13 protein-coding genes are annotated in these 15,265 nt (G+C 73.2%); 8 read left to right on the top strand and 5 right to left on the bottom strand.

All coding sequences use genetic code 11. The features are described from left to right. Nucleotides 1–115: 115 nt before the first annotated feature. The 3 genes from Q9R08_RS14990 (at nt 116) to Q9R08_RS14980 (ending at nt 2,195) form a co-directional block, all read left to right on the top strand. Nucleotides 116–1,129, top strand: a complete 1,014-nt coding sequence (locus tag Q9R08_RS14990) for an aldo/keto reductase family protein (protein ID WP_308868912.1) — start codon at nt 116–118, stop codon at nt 1,127–1,129. Nucleotides 1,130–1,165: 36 nt separating this feature from the next. Then, nucleotides 1,166–1,654 (top strand): NUDIX hydrolase, encoded by a 489-nt coding sequence (locus tag Q9R08_RS14985; protein WP_308868911.1) that lies wholly within the window; start codon nt 1,166–1,168, stop codon nt 1,652–1,654. Nucleotides 1,655–1,832: 178 nt separating this feature from the next. Beyond that, on the top strand, nt 1,833–2,195 hold the full coding sequence (locus Q9R08_RS14980) for a VOC family protein (RefSeq protein WP_308868910.1): 363 nt from the start codon (nt 1,833–1,835) through the stop codon (nt 2,193–2,195). 26 nt (nt 2,196–2,221) lie between these two features. Here Q9R08_RS14980 and Q9R08_RS14975 read toward each other — a convergent pair whose 3' ends face one another. Further along, entirely contained in the window at nt 2,222–2,614 is a 393-nt protein-coding gene (locus Q9R08_RS14975) for a hypothetical protein (RefSeq protein ID WP_308868909.1), read from the bottom strand. Nucleotides 2,615–2,633: 19 nt separating this feature from the next. On the opposite strand from Q9R08_RS14975, the gene Q9R08_RS14970 reads away from it, so the two are divergent. After that, nucleotides 2,634–4,100 (top strand): aminotransferase-like domain-containing protein, encoded by a 1,467-nt coding sequence (locus Q9R08_RS14970; RefSeq protein WP_308868908.1) that lies wholly within the window; start codon nt 2,634–2,636, stop codon nt 4,098–4,100. A gap of 3 nt (nt 4,101–4,103) precedes the next feature. Here Q9R08_RS14970 and Q9R08_RS14965 read toward each other — a convergent pair whose 3' ends face one another. From Q9R08_RS14965 to Q9R08_RS14950, 4 genes are read right to left on the bottom strand one after another with little or no spacing between them, the layout of a single operon-like run. Beyond that, nucleotides 4,104–4,634: a ribonuclease H family protein gene (locus Q9R08_RS14965; RefSeq protein ID WP_308868907.1), complete on the bottom strand. Its 531-nt coding sequence runs from the start codon at nt 4,632–4,634 to the stop codon at nt 4,104–4,106. A gap of 10 nt (nt 4,635–4,644) precedes the next feature. Continuing rightward, nucleotides 4,645–5,115, bottom strand: coding sequence for a GbsR/MarR family transcriptional regulator (locus Q9R08_RS14960; RefSeq protein WP_308868906.1), 471 nt, complete (start codon nt 5,113–5,115; stop codon nt 4,645–4,647). Between the two features lie 17 nt (nt 5,116–5,132). Then, the gene (locus tag Q9R08_RS14955) at nt 5,133–6,752 is read right to left on the bottom strand and encodes an ABC transporter permease (protein ID WP_308868905.1); all 1,620 of its coding nucleotides are present in this window, start codon (nt 6,750–6,752) and stop codon (nt 5,133–5,135) included. Further along, nucleotides 6,749–7,672 carry an ABC transporter ATP-binding protein gene (locus Q9R08_RS14950; RefSeq protein WP_308868904.1) on the bottom strand — a complete coding sequence of 308 codons (924 nt, stop codon included), beginning with the start codon at nt 7,670–7,672 and terminating at the stop codon, nt 6,749–6,751. The genes Q9R08_RS14955 and Q9R08_RS14950 overlap by 4 nt, the downstream gene beginning before the upstream one ends. Before the next feature lie 157 nt (nt 7,673–7,829). Here Q9R08_RS14950 and Q9R08_RS14945 point away from each other — a divergent pair, with 157 nt between their 5' ends. The 4 genes from Q9R08_RS14945 to Q9R08_RS14930 are packed head-to-tail and all read left to right on the top strand — an operon-like array spanning nt 7,830 to nt 15,170. Then, the gene (locus Q9R08_RS14945) at nt 7,830–10,550 is read left to right on the top strand and encodes an FtsX-like permease family protein (RefSeq protein WP_308868903.1); all 2,721 of its coding nucleotides are present in this window, start codon (nt 7,830–7,832) and stop codon (nt 10,548–10,550) included. Beyond that, the gene (locus Q9R08_RS14940; protein WP_308868902.1) at nt 10,547–13,315 is read left to right on the top strand and encodes an FtsX-like permease family protein; all 2,769 of its coding nucleotides are present in this window, start codon (nt 10,547–10,549) and stop codon (nt 13,313–13,315) included. The genes Q9R08_RS14945 and Q9R08_RS14940 overlap by 4 nt, the downstream gene beginning before the upstream one ends. Beyond that, nucleotides 13,312–14,331: an ABC transporter ATP-binding protein gene (locus tag Q9R08_RS14935; protein ID WP_308868901.1), complete on the top strand. Its 1,020-nt coding sequence runs from the start codon at nt 13,312–13,314 to the stop codon at nt 14,329–14,331. Before Q9R08_RS14940 ends, Q9R08_RS14935 begins: the two co-directional genes overlap by 4 nt. Further along, nucleotides 14,328–15,170 carry an ABC transporter ATP-binding protein gene (locus tag Q9R08_RS14930; RefSeq protein WP_308868900.1) on the top strand — a complete coding sequence of 281 codons (843 nt, stop codon included), beginning with the start codon at nt 14,328–14,330 and terminating at the stop codon, nt 15,168–15,170. Before Q9R08_RS14935 ends, Q9R08_RS14930 begins: the two co-directional genes overlap by 4 nt. Nucleotides 15,171–15,265 lie beyond the last annotated feature (95 nt).

The raw sequence follows: 15,265 nt of genomic DNA, 5'->3' as shown, positions 1-15,265 counted from the left end.
CGGCCGGTGCTCACGCGCCGGTCGCGGCATCCGTTCGTTCCGCCGTGTTTCATGGAGTCGGCGACCTGACCCGCTGCGCGCCGGCACCTCACCGGAGGCAGGTAGCGTTTTCCTCATGGTCAATTACCGGTACCTCGGAAACAGCGGTCTCAAGGTCAGCGAGATCACCTACGGCAACTGGGTCACCCACGGCTCGCAGGTCGACGACTCGGCCGCCATCGCGACGGTCCATGCGGCACTGGATGCCGGCATCACCACGTTCGACACCGCAGACGTGTACGCCAACACGCTGGCGGAAGAAGTCCTCGGCAAGGCGCTCACGGGTCAGCGCCGCGAATCGCTCGAGATCTTCACCAAGGTCTACTTCCCGACCGGCCCCAAGGGCCCCAACGACACCGGCCTCAGCCGCAAGCACATCTTCGAGTCGATCAACGGATCGCTGAAGCGCCTCGGCACCGACTACGTCGACCTGTACCAGGCGCACCGCTTCGACTACGAGACGCCGCTCGAGGAGACGTTCCAGGCGTTCGCCGACGTCGTCCGCCAGGGCAAGGCGCTCTACATCGGCGTGTCGGAGTGGACGGCGGAGCAGCTGCGCGAGGGTCACGCGCTCGCGCGGAGCTACGGCGTTCAGCTCATCTCCAACCAGCCGCAGTACTCGGCGCTGTGGCGCGTGATCGAGGGCAAGGTGGTGCCGGCCTCCGAGGAGCTCGGCATCTCGCAGATCGTGTGGTCGCCGATGGCCCAGGGCGTGCTGTCGGGCAAGTACCTGCCCGGTGAGCCGGTGCCCGAGGGCTCGCGCGCCACGGATGAGAAGAGCGGCGCGGGATTCATCAAGTCCTTCCTGCGCGACGAGGTGCTCCAGGCGGTCCAGGGGCTCAAGCCGGTGGCCGAGCAGGCGGGGCTGTCGATGCCCCAGCTCGCCATCGCCTGGGTGCTGCAGAACAAGAACGTCGCGTCGGCACTGGTCGGGGCATCGCGCCCCGAGCAGCTCGCCGAGACGGTCAAGGCCTCGGGTGTCGTGCTCGACGCCGATACCCTCGCCGCCATCGACGCCGCCCTGGGCGACGTCGTCTACCGCGACCCGGAGGACACGTACACCGTGTCGCCCGAGACCCGCCTGGTCTGACCGGCAGCCTCGAGAACCCGCGACCTCGGGACCGACATGGCGATCACCAGCGCCGGCATCCTTCTCTACCGGCTCGCGCCCGAACTCCAGGTGCTCATCGCACACATGGGCGGGCCGTTCTGGGCGAGCAAGGATGCCGGCGCCTGGTCGATCCCCAAGGGCGAGTTCACTGAGGGCGAGGAGAGCGCGCTGGATGCCGCACGGCGGGAGTTCCGCGAGGAGCTCGGCGTCGACCCGCCCGAGCCGCCCTACGCCGAGCTCGGCACCTTCGCATACTCGTCGGGCAAGCGGGTCACGGTGTTCATCGCCGACGGGACGGGCTTCTCGCTCGACGATCTCGCGTTCGGCGAGTTCGAGCTGGAATGGCCGCCGCGCTCGGGGCGGACGGCGTCGTTCCCCGAAATCGATCGCGTCGAGTGGACGAGCCCGGATGCCGCCCGCGAGCGCCTCGTGAAAGGCCAGCGTCCCGCGATCGACGCGCTCGAGGCGCACCTCGCGGAGGCGTCCTCGTCCTCCTCCGCCTGATCCCCCCGGCCCTCCTCGCCCCGCCCCCGCCCCCCGTTCGACCCGAGAGTGCATCTGGTGGACGAGAGGATGGGTGGTTCCCCGCCCCTCGTCCACCAGGTGCACTCTCGCGGGCTCTTGTGGCTCGGGCGCGGGCGGCGGAGACTGACCGGGTCGGATCCGCACGAGAGGAACCACCATGGCTCACGGCGACATCACGCACATCGACATCCCCGTCACCGATCTCGGCAGGGCGACGGAGTTCTATTCGGGCCTGTTCGGCTGGCAGATCGCGGAGGTGCCCGGCTTCGAGGGATACCCCATGTGGCAGGCGCCCAACAAGATCTCGGGCGGCGGTCTCGCGCCGCGCGAGGACGGCTTCACCCAGCCCCGTTCGTATGTCGAGGTCGACTCCATCGACGAGACGGTCGCGGCGGCGAAGGATGCAGGCGGCACCGTGCTCATGGAGAAGAGCCAGATCTCTCCCACGAGCTGGTGGGCCGTGATCGGCGACCCCGACGGCAACGCGATCGGCCTCTACGAGGGCATGACCGAGAGCTGAGCCGCGGTCCCGCCCGACGCTCCGGCTCAGGTGAGCCGGAGGCTCGGGCGACGGACGGATGCCGGTGCCGGCGCCGGTGCGTGGCGGTCGGTGGCCGCCGCTATCTGTGTCGCCGCGGCGCTGATCGCGTCGTCTGCGACGTCACGGAGTGCCCGGTCGCCGAGCGTGACGTCTCGTAGGGCCGGCGCGGCGCGGAGGTGCGACGCGACCGCCCGCACGAGCGCCACCGGCGAGCGCGGAGTCAGAGCCGGTGAGGCGTCGGGTGCGAGGCCGGCGAGGACGGCCGAGAGCAGGGGCCGGAGCGTCTCGTCGTGGGAGCGGGCGTCGTCGTCGGCGATCCACGCGACGAGCTCCTGAATGGTCCAATCGGGAGCAACTGGCCCGAGCGTGGCGGAAACAATGGCGTCTGACGTGAACATTGGACCAGAATGCGGTGCTATGACGACTGTTCACAGGGCCAATGAGCGGCTGGTGGACCACCGGGTGGCACTCGGCGGCACGGTCGAAGCCTCCCGGCTGGCCGGCCGGCTCGGCCGATGGGCGCAGGGCGACGGCACGCTCACCGTCCAGCTCGCACAGGCCATCGCCGCGCTCATCGAGGGCGGCGAGCTGCGTCCCGGCGACCGCCTCCCCGCCGAGCGTGCACTGGCCGGCGCGATCTCCGTGTCGCGCGGCACCGTCGTCGCCGCCTACGCGCTGCTGAGCGAGGACGAGCTGGTCGAGCGGCGGCAGGGGAGCGGCACCCGGGTCGCCGGTCACGTCGGCGCGGCGCTCCCGGTCCGTGAGCGGACGGCCCGTGGCGAGGGGCTGTTCTCTGCGCTCCCGTCGGGCATCGACCTGCTCCGCGCCGTGCCGGCGATGCCGCCGCTGGCTCTCGACATCGTGCGCGCGCACGCTCCGACACTCGATCCTGTGACGCTGGCCGAGACCGACCCCGCGGGGCTGCCGATCCTGCGTGCCCGCCTGGCCGCACTGCTCGAGGAGGAGGGCACTCCTGCCACGGCCGCGCAGATCCTGGTGACGCACGGCGCACAGCAGGCGATCAGCCTCGTGGTGGACGAACTGGTGTCGCCGGGCGACGTCGTGCTGACCGAGTCGGTCACGTGGCCGGGGCTCGCCGACTCGGTGCGCCGACGCGGCGGCCGCGTGCACGGGGTGACCATCGGTCCCGACGGCATCGACGTCGACGAGCTCGAGGCGGCGATCGTGGCACTGCGCCCGGTGCTGGTCGCCGTGAACCCGCACCACCACAACCCGACGGGCACGCGCCTGCCGGCGGCAGGGCGACAGCGGATCGCCGACCTGTCGGCGGAGTACGGCGTCCCGGTGCTCGAGGACCGGGTGCTCGCGCACATCTCGTTCGACGGGGTGGTGCCGCCGACGCTCGCCGCCCTGCGCCCGGACGCCCCGATCATCGTCGCCGACTCGCTGTCGAAGTGGTGCTGGTCGGGGCTGCGGATCGGATGGCTGCGCGCCGACCCCGTGCTGGTGCGCCGTCTGCGCGCGCTGCGCCAGCTCGTCGACCAGTCGACCAGCGTCCCCGCGCAGCTGCTCGCGCTCGATCTCGTCGACGAGGCCCGGGCGCTGCGCCGCTCCGTCGGCGAGACGCACACGGTCGCATCGGCCCAGCTGCTCGCGGCGATGTCCGAGCACCTTCCCGACTGGCAGGTGACGCCGCCGCGCGGCGGCCTGGCGGTCTGGGCGCGGCTGCCGGTGGGCTCGGCGACCGCGCTCTCGCGCGTGGCCTCGATGCGCGGCGTCGCGGTGGCGGGCGGCACCGAGTTCACGGCCTCCATCACCTACGACGATCACATCCGCGTGCCCTACACGGCGCGGGAGGCGCTGCTGCAGGAGGGCGTGCGCCGGCTCGGCGAGGCCTGGCAGGAGTATCGTGCGCAGCTCTGAGGCTCAGCGGCCGTTCTTCGGGCGCGTCGAGACGTCGATGCGGTCCTGCGCGCCGAGCGACGACCACGCGCTCGCGACGCCCTTGGCCGCGTGCTCGGACGCGCGAACGGCGCGCTCGTCGGCCCAGGCGTTGAGCACGTGGCCGGAGTGCCCGCGGACATGCTCGAGCACGACGTCGGGCATGCCCGCCGTCCGGCGCGCATCGCGCGCGACGATGAGCTGCTCGAGGATGTCGACGTTCTTCGTCGGCGCGCCGGTCGAGGTCTTCCAGCCTCGGCGGCGGTGGCCGTCCATCCACTTCGTGTAGGTGTCGATGGCGTATTTCGAATCGGCCTGCACCACGAGGTTCTCGACGTCGGCGTGGTCCTCGATCGCCTTGAGAAGACCCATCAGCTCGCCGACGTTGTTCGTGCCGAGCGGGATCGCGCCCGCGGCCCAGTGCCCGTCCTCGCCGACCCACGCCCAGCCGGTCGGCCCCGGGTTGCCCTTGCAGGCTCCGTCGGTCGCAACGATGTAGCGGGTCGCGTCAGTCACTCGGGCAAGGCTACCGTGCGCCCGAGGAGCGCTCGGCCCGCCATTCCGCCGCGAGGTGCGGCATCCGTTCCGCGAGATACCTCAGGAAGTCGGCGACGTCGCGCGCCCTCGCAACGGATGCCGGCGCGCCGTCGTTGGCGTCGGCGATGCGGTCGATGTGGCCGGCGAGCGCGGAGTACAGCGGGGCGTTCGCCGTGATCATCCCCGACCAGGCGTCGTCGGTGAGGTCGTAGCGGTCGCGCCGATCGCCGGGCCGCGACAGTCGCTGGATCAGCCGCATCGACACCAGGTACCGCACCGCGCCCGACACCGCCGCGGCCGACACCCCCAGGCGGTCGCCGAGTTCCGCCGCCGTGTAGCCCTCGTCGGGCGAGCCGACGAGCGCCATCATCACGCGTGCGGGCATACGCGCCATGCCGGCGCCGGTCAGCATCGCGGCCGCCTGCTCGGCGGCGTCGACGCCCGGATGCTCGCTGCTCACATCGCCCCCTTCGATGACTATCCTCCCGCTTCCAGTTCGCGCCGGCGCATCAGCCCGAGGGAGGCCACGGCGCTGGCGGCGGTCGCGAGCAGCAGCCACCACAGCCCGCGCACGTCGATGTCGTCGCCGTCGAGGAGCGGTGTCACGGCGATGGGCGAGAGATGCACCAGCCAGTCCGGGAACTGGAACAGCGGGCCGAAGAGGCCGAGCATCATGCCCAGGACGACCAGGGTCCAGCCCACGGGGATGGTCAGCCGGGGAAGGAGGACGAACACGAGCGCCGTCAGGACCAGGAACACGGATGCCGCGGCCACCTGTCCCGCACCCGTCACGAGCACGGTGCGCATGAGGTCCATGTCGCCGTCCTGCGAGGCGATGCCGATCGCCGCACCCCCGATCGCCGCCGCGATCACGAGCACGATCGCGAGCAGGGCCACGACGAGGTAGTCCGCGAGCCACCGCACCCGGCCGACCGGCGCGGCGAGCAGCGGCTCGGCCGTGCCGTGCGCCTCCTCCTGGCGGGCGCGGCACACCACCTGCACCGCCGCGCAGGCGGCGAGCACACCCAGCATGGTGAAGAACGTGGCGACCGTGCCCTGCTCCACGCTGCCCTCGCCCGAGATCTGCCGCAGGATCTGCTCGACCGACGGGTTGGCGGCGCCGATCTCCTGCACGATCGAGGCGAGCGACGTGGAGAGGATGCCGACGAGCAGCCCGCCGACGGTCCAGCCGATGACCGCGCCCCGCGTGAGGCGCCAGACGAGGCCGGTGGGGGTCGAGAGGGCGGCGGAGGCATTCGCGCGCGCCGGCCGCTCCGCGATGAAGCTTCCGCCGAGGTCTCGGGCCGAGACCAGCACCGCCGAGACCCCCACGAGCACGAGTCCCACGGCGAGGCAGAGCAGGGCGGGCCACCAGAGGTTCTCGTCGAACGCGCGGGTGTTCTCGCCCCATCCGAAGGGGGAGAGCCATGTGAGCCAGGAGCTCTCCATGCGGGTGAGGTCGTCGCTCGGCGTGCCGACCGCGTTACCGATGCCCGAGAGCACGAACGTGATGAGGAGCGTCCAGACCGCCAGCGAGTTCGCTCCGCGCGACGTGCGCATGAGCTGTGCCGCGACGAGCCCGACGCCGAGGAAGGTCACGCCGACCGCGCCGACGGCCGCACCCGCCACGAGCGAGCCTTCGACGCCCAGGCCGACGGCGAGGAACGCCCCGGCCGTCAGCGCGCCGAGCAGGACGTTCGCGATCAGCCCGTGCGCCGCGGTCGCCACGAACGGCAGCGTGCGCGACGCCGGAGTCGCGGCGACGAGCTCTGCGCGGCCGGATTCCTCGTCACCGCGGGTGTGCCGCACCGCGAGGAAGGTGCTCATGAACGCCGCGAGCATGGCGAGCCACGGGAAGATCAGGAAGACCATGAACGCGCCCTGATCGGTGCCCGATGGCAGACCCCGGAACAGCAGGATCACGGGGTTCGCGAGCGCGGCGGCGAGCAGTGAGGTGCGGTCCTGCTCGGTGCCATAGGAGTCGGCCACGCCGACGTAGGACGCGTAGGCGAGCAGACCGGTGCCGACCGCCCACAGCAGCACCTGCACCCAGTCCCGGCGGATGCGCTGACCGAGCAGCGCGAAGAATCGCGTCATCGGCCGTTTCCGTCCATCTCGGCGAGCTCGTCGCCGTAGTGGCGCAGGAAGAGCTCCTCGAGCGACGCCGGCGCGATGCGCAGGCCCGCGGCGTCACGCGCGGCGAGCGCCGGGAGGGTGGATGTCACGGCGTCGCTGTCGACGGTGAACTTGATGCGGCCCTCCTCGACGACGACGTCGTGGGCGCCGGGGATGCCGGCGATGGCGGCGGCATCCGTGCCCTGGAAGGAGACCTCGGTGCGGGTGAGGTGGCGGAGCTCGGCGAGGGTGCCCGCCTCGACGATGCGGCCCGACCGGATGATCGACACGCGGTCGCAGAGCTGCTCGACCTCCGACAGGATGTGGCTCGACAGCAGCACCGTGGCGCCTGCCGCCCGCACGCGCGCGATCTCGTGACGGAACATCACCTCCATGAGCGGGTCCAGGCCGCTGGTCGGCTCGTCGAGGATGTACAGATCGGCGGGTACCGCGAAGGCCGCGATGAGGGCGACCTTCTGCCGGTTGCCCTTCGAGTACGCCCGGCCCTTCTTGCGCGGGTCGAACTGGAACGCCTCGATGAGACGCTTCTTCTGCGCCGCATAGGCGGGGTCGTGCCGCGGGGCGCCGCGCAGGCGTGCCATCAGGTCGATCGCCTCGCCGCCCGACAGGTTGGGCCACACGCTGACATCGCCCGGCACGTACGCGATGCGACGATGCAGGGCGACGGCGTCGCGCCACGGATCCTGACCGAAGACGGCTGCCTCGCCGCCCGTCTTGCGCGCGAGCCCGAGGAGCACCCGGATCGTGGTGGACTTGCCGGCTCCGTTGGGTCCGAGGAAGCCGTGGATCTGACCCTCGTCGACGGTGAGGTCGAGTCCGTCGAGGGCGTGGACGCGGCCGTAGTGCTTGGTGAGGCCGCTCGTGCGGATGATCGTGGACATGGCGCCGAGGCTACGCCGATTTCACAAATTCCTGAATATTCCTCACGCTTTCCTCACGGTCCCGCCGCGCCGGACGTCGGAGCGTGCGCGATCGGGCAGGATAGGACCCCTATCCGCCCGCGCCGCGACCAGCCGGCCGCCTCTCCCCGGAACGCCGATGCCGACGACGCCTCTCCGCCGCCCCGCGGTGTCTGCGGGACACCTGGTGCGGGCGCGGCTGCGCTCGCGGGTGGGACTGGCGGCGAGCATCGCCGCCGCGATCGCCGTGGCCGTCGGCCTGCTGTGCGGGCTGCCCGCGGCGGCCGCCATGGCGTCCGCCGCATCGATCCGCTCCGCGATCCCCGATGCGCAGAGCCCGGCGGGGTGGCTGCAGGTGCACACGCGACCGGCGACGGATGCCGCCGCCCAGGACGACGCGGCGCGAAAGGTGATCGCGGACCTCCTCGCCGACGACGTTCGGATCGAGACGGTGCGGGTCGGTGACCCCGGCTCGGACTTCGAGCGCGTCGCCTGGCGCCTGACGCCGGCGCCCGAGGCACTGAACGCCGACGGCGTGGAGCGGCTCGCTCGAGGGCTTGCCCGGGTCCCGGAGTCGATCCGCGAATCGGATGCCGCCGAGGGAGGCATCGTCGCCTCCGGCGGGCTCGCAGACGCGGTGGAAGACGTCTCGGCCGGAGCGATCGCGGCGGCGGCCATCACGCCCGTGCCGATCGTCATCCTGACGGTCCTCGCGTGGTTCGCGGTGCTGCAGCTCGCTCGGCTGCTGGGTGCCGCCCGCGGCCGCGAGACCCGCGTGCTGGTCGCGCGGGGCTTGTCGGCCCGTCAGGACGCCGCGCTCGCAGCGATCGAGACGGTCGTGGTCGTGACGGCGGGAACCGCGACCGGGGTCGTCGGCGCCGTCGTCGCCGCCGGAACGGCTTGGGGACCGGTCGGGATCGGAGCGCTGACGCGCAGCTGGCCGCTCGTCGTCGTGTCGGTGATCGTGCTCGCAGCGACGCTCCTCGTCTCGCAGCTGCGCGGGGCGAAGGTCGCTTCGGGAGCGGATTCCGTCGCCGGGCGGATCGCGCGCGCGGCGTCGCCGGGCGTCGCCGTGCTGCTCGTGCTCGTGGGTGCCGTGCTCGTCTGGCAGGCTTCGCAGCTCGCCACCGGCGCCCGCGATCCGTGGTCCGTCGCCGTCACAGTGCTCGCCCCCACGGTCGGGATCGCCGCCGTCGCCGTCCTCGCGGTCCTCCTGTTCGCGCCGCTGTCGGCGCTCGTCGCGCGGGCGGCGGCGGCGGGTGCCGGTATCGCGCCGGCATTTCCGGCGCGACAGGTGGCCCGGCGGCTGAGGTCGTTCACGGTGGCCGTGGCTCTCGTCTCGATCGTCGTCGCCGGGGCGGTGCTCGCAGGCGCCTATGGTGCGACGTGGAGTGCGGCATCCGCCCAGTCTCAGCAGGTCACCGCGGGAGCGGCGCTCCGAGCCGCCGTCGATCCGGTGTCGCCCGGCGACGTCGCGACCGCGGGCGACACCGTCGGGGTGACGGATGCCGCCCCAGCGTGGAGTGCCGCCGTGGTCGCCGGCGGCGTCGCCGGGACGCTGGTCGCGTTGCCGCCGGACAGCATGCCCGGTGTGCTCTTCGCGGTGCCGGGCGTGATGGATCCCGTGAACCTGGCCGCCGAGATCGCGGCGCCGCGGCTGGCCGTCGAGGTGCCCGACGGCGCGACCGGCCTGCGCTTCGAAGCGCGCGTGTCGACGCCCGAGCCGGCGGCCGCGGGGGCGATGGAGGTGCAGGTCTGGCTCGACGACTCCGCCGGCGTGCCCGTGGCCGTGCCGCTGGACGTGAGTGTCGCCGAGGCCGACGGTGCTCTCAGCCTCACCGCGGACGCGGAGCTGCCGGCGGGTGAGGAGCCCTGGCGGATCGTGGCCGTCGAGATCGGGCAGGGACGCGGATGGCCCGGCGCCGAGCTGGTGGTCACCGGCATGCGCATGCTGTCGACCGATGACGGCGAGAGTGAACTGGTGGCGCCGGTGCCGAACGCCCGGTTGCACACCGCCCTGCCCGGCGGCGCCGCGGTGAGGTCCGCCATGGTCTGGGCGGCCGGCGGTGCGACGCCTCCGCGCATTCCTGCCGTCGTGACGACCGTCTTCGCCGACGAGCTCGGGCTCGCGGTCGGCGACGACGTCGACGTGCGCGTCGACGGGGGCGGCCGCACGGTCGCGGCGACCGTCGCTTCGATCGTCACCGCGCTCCCCGGAACGGGCACGGGCGCGGGCGTGCTGGTCTCCCTCGACGCGGCGGTCGACGCCGCGTCCGCGACCTCGGCGCTCGACGGCGCTGCGACCGACGAGGTCGTGACCCCACCGCTGGCGAACGAGGTCTGGGCGGCGGGAGACGAGTCCGCGGCCGCGGCACTGGGCCGTGCGCTCGACGCGCCCGTCGCGACGGTCGGCTCGCCCGCCTCTGCGGTGGCGGGTGAGGTCGTGACGCTGTGGGATGCCGCAGCCGTCGGAGGCGCACTGCTGGCCGGTGTCGCGTTGATCGCGCTGCTGGCTGCCCTGACCGCGCAGCGCGCGGGCGAGGTGCTGGTGCTGCGGGCGCTCGGCATCCCGCCGACCGCGCAGGCGCGCATGCGCGGCATCGAGGCCGTCGTCGTGGTGATGCTGGGCGTCGTGCTCGGCGCAGCGGGCGGCGTGAGCCTCGCCGCCCTCCTCGTGCCTCGGATGGCCGAGCGCGCGGTCCCCGACGTGCAGCTGCCGCCGACGCTCTCGTTCTCGCCGTGGCCGATCGTGTTGGCGCTCGCCGTCGTCGGGGTCGCGCTCGCCGTGGCCGTGCTGGGGTCGTGGCTCGCCGTGCGACGGCAGGGCTCGTCCACGCGCATCGAGGAGGCGGCCCCGTGACCGGCGGGCTTCGGACCCGGCGCCTGCTGCGCGTGCACCTGACCTCCGGGCTGGGGGCGACGGCGACCGTGGCCGCCGTGGTCGCGGTGCTGGCGGGCCTCGCCGTGTTCGCCCCGCTCGCCGTCGGATCCATGCTCGACGCGTCGACGCGATACCGCGTGTCGTCTCTGAGCGGCCCCGTGCGCGATCTGAGCACGTCGATCGCCACCCCACCCGCCCCCGGCGCAGGCACCGCGCCGACCGCGTCGCTGCCTCAGGAGTACCGGGACACCTGGGGCACCTGGGACTCGGGCCTTCGCGACATCCTCACCCAGGCGCCGGCCTCCGTCAGGGCGGTCCACGGCGACGCCGACTACTACGTCCGTCTCGGCCAGCCGGCGCGCTACGCGTCGGCCACCAACCTGGACTTCGACCCCCGCTTCGCCTCGCGCATCACCGTGACCGAGGGGAGGCTTCCCCGGGCGACCGTGACCGAGCAGGAGTGGAACGTCGCGCTGGAAGCGCGCATGGACGAGAACTGGCGACCGGTCGACGGCGCCGAGGCCCTTCCGGCGACCGAGATCGTGCTGTCGGCGGCGTCCGCCGACGAGGTCGACTGGGAGATCGGCGAGACGCGCATCTCGGAGGCGGAGTCGGGGTGGGTGCTGCCGGTGCCGCTCACGCTCGTCGGCACCTTCGAGGCCGTGGACCCGAGCGACCCGCACTGGTCGCGCGAGGTCGGCGTGCTCGAACCATCCATCGCATCCGACCCCGACGGCGTCCCCTACGTGCGCACCACCGCGTTCGCGGCACCCGAGACGTACCACCGCTTCGGGCACCTCAACGGCGGTACGACCACGGAGGCCTGGTATCCGCTGCAGCCGGAGCAGGTGACCGCGGCCGCCGCGCCGCAGTTGCTCGCAGACCTCCGGGGCTTCCTCGCGACGCCGCACCGCGCTCCCGGATTCGGTGGCCCCGGAGTGCCGATGAGCTTCCAGGCCGGAGTCATGCCCACTCTCGAAGGTGCCATCGCGCAGAATCAGGCACTCGTCTCGGCGCTGGCGATGCTCGTCGCCGGGCCGATCGGCGTCGCGCTCGCCGTGCTGGTGCTCGCCTGCCGGCTGATGCACGAGAACCGCCGCTCCGCTCTGGACCTCCTCGCCGCGCGCGGCGCGGCGAACGGGCAGCTGCGCGGCGTCCTCGGTCTCGAGGGCCTCCTCGCCGGACTCGTGCCGTCGGCGGTGGGGGCGGGGCTCGGGCTCGCGATCGCCGCCGTCGCGCTTCCCGGCGCGGGACCGGCATCCGCTCTTCCGGTGGTGCCCACCCTGCTGGCACTCGTGCCCGCCGCGGTCGGCGTCGCCACCGCCACGCGATCGCGCGGACGCGAGCGCGCGGATGCTCCGACCCGGCGCTCCCGCTGGCGGCCGGTGGTCGAGGCCGCTGTCCTGGCGCTCGCGATACTCGCGACCGCGCTGCTCGTGCTGCGGGGCACCGAGGCGACCGCGGCGGTGGACCCGCTCGCCGTGGCGGCCCCGTTGCTGCTCGCACTGGTCGCATGCGTCATCACGCTCCGCCTGTACCCGGTGGCGCTCAGGACCCTGCTCGCCCGCGAGCGCTCCCGCGCGGGATTCCTCGGCGTCCTGGGCGCCGCCCGCGCGCTCCGCGACCCCGCGACCGGCGTCGCGCCCGTGCTCGCGCTCATCGTCGGTGTCTCGTTCGCCGTCGCGAGTGCCGTCGTGCTCTCCATGGTGCAGACCGGGGCGATGGACGCCGCCCGGGCCACGGCGGGTGCCGACGTCCAGCTGTCGGCGAGCCGCTTCGACGTGGAGGCCGTCACGACGGCCGAGTCCGTGGACGGCGTCGCGGCGGTCGCGCGCATCGACCTGCTGCGCTCCGCCCAGCTGAAGGTCGACCAGCGGCTCTCGCGCGTCTCGCTCTACCTCGTCGACCGGGAGCGGCTCGACGAGGTGCAGGGCGAATTCCCGCGTATCGTGCCCGCCGACGTCTCGCTCGGTGACGGCTCGGGACCGCCGCAGCTTCTCTTCTCCGAGGAGGAGGCCGACCGCACCGATGCTGCCGCGCTGCCGGTGCACATCGTCACGTCCGAGGCCGAGTTCGCCGGGGCCGTCGCGGAGGCAGTGCCCTTCACCTCCTCGTCGTCGTGGGTGCTCGCCGACGCCGCCTACGCCGAGCAGATCTCGGACGACGCGCCGATCCCGGTCCGGCTGCTCGTGCGTACGGCACCCGGTGCGGACCCCGCCGCCGTCGCGGCGGAGCTGCGCGAGAAGTTCGGTGCGGGGGTGCGCGTCACGACAGCCGCGGACGCCCTCGACGCGGTGTACGCCGACCCCGCCTTCGCCGGGCTGCGTGGTGCGCTGGTGGCCGGAGTGCTGGTGTGCGCGGTGCTGAGCGCCGTGGCGGTGGTCGTGACGCTCGTGCTGGGGACGCGCCCGCGGCGCCGGATCCTCGCACTCCTGCAGACGCTCGGGGCTCCGCCGCGGGCGGGCCGCGGCCTCGTCGCATGGGAGCTCGCACCCGCGGGGATCGCCGCGTTGATCGTCGGCAGCGCTCTCGGGCTGCTGATGCCCGTGCTGCTGGCATCCGTGGTCGATCTGCGGCCGTTCACGAGAGGGCTCGCCCCGCCGTCGTACTCGGTCGACCCGCTCGTGCTGCTGTCGACCCTCGGCGGATTCGCGGCGGTGACCCTGCTGGTCACGGCCACCGCACTCGCCGTCACCCGACGCGCCCGCGTCGCCGCCGTCCTGCGTACCGTGGAGGAGACATGACCACCACCGTCACCCGCGCGCCCGCGATGCCGCACCGCGTCGAGCCCGACATCGTGTGCGCCGACCTCGTGCGCATCTTCACCACCGAGGCCGTCGAGGTGCAGGCGCTCCAAGGGCTGAGCCTGGTCGTGGAGCGCGGCGAGCTCGTGGCGGTTGTCGGCGCATCGGGCTCGGGCAAGTCGACCCTGCTGTCGATCCTCTCGGGCCTCGACACCCCGACGGCCGGCGTCGCCCGCGTCGCCGACCGCGACCTCTTGACGCTCTCGCGACGCGAGCGCGTGCGGTTCCGCCGGGAGTGCGTCGGGTTCGTCTGGCAGCAGACCTCACGCAACCTGCTGCCTTACCTCACCGCGGCCGAGAACGTCGCCGCCGTGCTGGCGATCACCGCATCCGCGAAGGGGGCGGCACGCGCCGAGCGGGTGGGTGCGCTGCTCGACCTGCTCGAGGTCGCGCACTGCGCCGATCGCCGTCCGGCGGAGATGTCGGGTGGCGAGCAGCAGCGCGTCGCGATCGCCGTGGGCATCGCCAACGAGCCCCGGGTGCTGCTGGCCGACGAGCCCACGGGCGAGCTCGACGATGAGACGAGCGCGCATGTGCTGGAGGCGATGCGGGCCGTCAATCGCGAGATCGGCATCACCACGCTGATCGTGACGCATGACCCGGCGGTGTCGGAGCACGTCGCGCGCACGGTGCAGATCCGCGACGGGCGCACGGCCACCGAGGTGCTGCGATCGACCCGCACCGACGAGGACGGCGCCGAGCACCACGTCGCCGAGGAGTACGCGGTGCTCGACAAGGTCGGCCGCCTCCAGCTGCCCGACGACTTCGTCACGACGCTCGACCTGCGCCAGCGGGTGCGCCTCGCACTGGAACCGGACCATGTCGGCGTGTGGCCCGCGCACCGCCGTGAGGCGTCTGCCGATCCCGCGCCGGCGGATGCGGACGGGGCGGCGGGCGACGGCGTGGTGCTCGACGCGCCGGCGGCGCTCGACCGTCCCACGGAGGAGAAGCGATGACTCTCGAACAGGCTCAGGACGCCCGCGTGGCGCTGCGGGCGGAGGGTCTGGTGCGGGTGTTCCCCTCCGCGGCCGGCGACGTGCACGCGGTGGACGGCATCGACATCGAACTCCGCGCCGGGGAGCTCCTCGCCGTCCGCGGGGCGTCGGGCGCGGGCAAGACGACGCTGCTGAACCTCCTCGGCGTGCTCGACCGCCCGACGTCGGGCCGGGTGTGGATCGGCGACGTCGACACCACCGACCTGCCCGAGGACGACCTCGCCGCGCTGCGGCGGGACGCCCTGGGGTTCGTCTTCCAGTCCTTCGGGCTCATCCCGGTGCTGTCCGCCCGCGAGAACGTGGAACTGCCCCTGCGGATCGCCCGCACCGACCCCGCCGAACGCGACGCCCGCGTCGCCGACGCCCTGGCGATGGTCGGGCTCGCGGCGCACGCCGAACAGCGGCCGGCCGAGCTGTCCGGCGGACAGCAGCAGCGCGTCGGCATCGCACGGGCGATCGTGGCGCGACCACGCGTGCTCATCGCGGACGAGCCGACCGGGCAGCTCGACTCGCGCACGGCCGCCACGATCATGGACCTTCTCGGTGCGCTGGCCCACCGCCAGGGCCTCGCGGCGATCGTCTCGACGCACGATCCGCTGCTGGTCGCGCGCGCCGACCGGGTCATCGAGGTGCACGACGGCCGCATCGTCGGTGCCGGTGCCGGTGCCGGTGCGGGTGCCGGTGACGGTCGAGGGGGAGCGGATGCCGCGGCCACGCCCGCGCCGCCCGCGGCGGCGACGGCCCCGGCGCCGCGGACTCGGGCGGAGGCGCGCCGCGACCGGCAGGGTTCGGGGGCGTGATGCTGCCGGCGCAGCGGTAAATGTATACCTAAAGCGCTCCTGATCCGCCGACGTTGGCGCCAGATGCGTTCAATGTATACACTGGCCGAGGTGTC

The sequence above is a fragment of the Microbacterium psychrotolerans genome, assembly GCF_031085295.1.
Lineage (GTDB): Bacteria > Actinomycetota > Actinomycetes > Actinomycetales > Microbacteriaceae > Microbacterium > Microbacterium psychrotolerans.
The sequence above is the reverse complement of the archived record's forward strand: the minus strand, read 5'-3'. Positions and strand labels throughout refer to the sequence as shown.

What these genes read in the sequence shown, in the direction of transcription:
- Q9R08_RS14990 (WP_308868912.1), top strand. Translation starts at nt 116, where the DNA reads ATGGTCAATTACCGGTACCTCGGAAACAGCGGTCTCAAGGTCAGCGAG.
- Q9R08_RS14985 (WP_308868911.1), top strand. Translation starts at nt 1,166, where the DNA reads ATGGCGATCACCAGCGCCGGCATCCTTCTCTACCGGCTCGCGCCCGAA.
- Q9R08_RS14980 (WP_308868910.1), top strand. Translation starts at nt 1,833, where the DNA reads ATGGCTCACGGCGACATCACGCACATCGACATCCCCGTCACCGATCTC.
- Q9R08_RS14975 (WP_308868909.1), bottom strand. Translation starts at nt 2,614, where the DNA reads ATGTTCACGTCAGACGCCATTGTTTCCGCCACGCTCGGGCCAGTTGCT.
- Q9R08_RS14970 (WP_308868908.1), top strand. Translation starts at nt 2,634, where the DNA reads ATGACGACTGTTCACAGGGCCAATGAGCGGCTGGTGGACCACCGGGTG.
- Q9R08_RS14955 (WP_308868905.1), bottom strand. Translation starts at nt 6,752, where the DNA reads ATGACGCGATTCTTCGCGCTGCTCGGTCAGCGCATCCGCCGGGACTGG.
- Q9R08_RS14950 (WP_308868904.1), bottom strand. Translation starts at nt 7,672, where the DNA reads ATGTCCACGATCATCCGCACGAGCGGCCTCACCAAGCACTACGGCCGC.
- Q9R08_RS14945 (WP_308868903.1), top strand. Translation starts at nt 7,830, where the DNA reads ATGCCGACGACGCCTCTCCGCCGCCCCGCGGTGTCTGCGGGACACCTG.
- Q9R08_RS14935 (WP_308868901.1), top strand. Translation starts at nt 13,312, where the DNA reads ATGACCACCACCGTCACCCGCGCGCCCGCGATGCCGCACCGCGTCGAG.
- Q9R08_RS14930 (WP_308868900.1), top strand. Translation starts at nt 14,328, where the DNA reads ATGACTCTCGAACAGGCTCAGGACGCCCGCGTGGCGCTGCGGGCGGAG.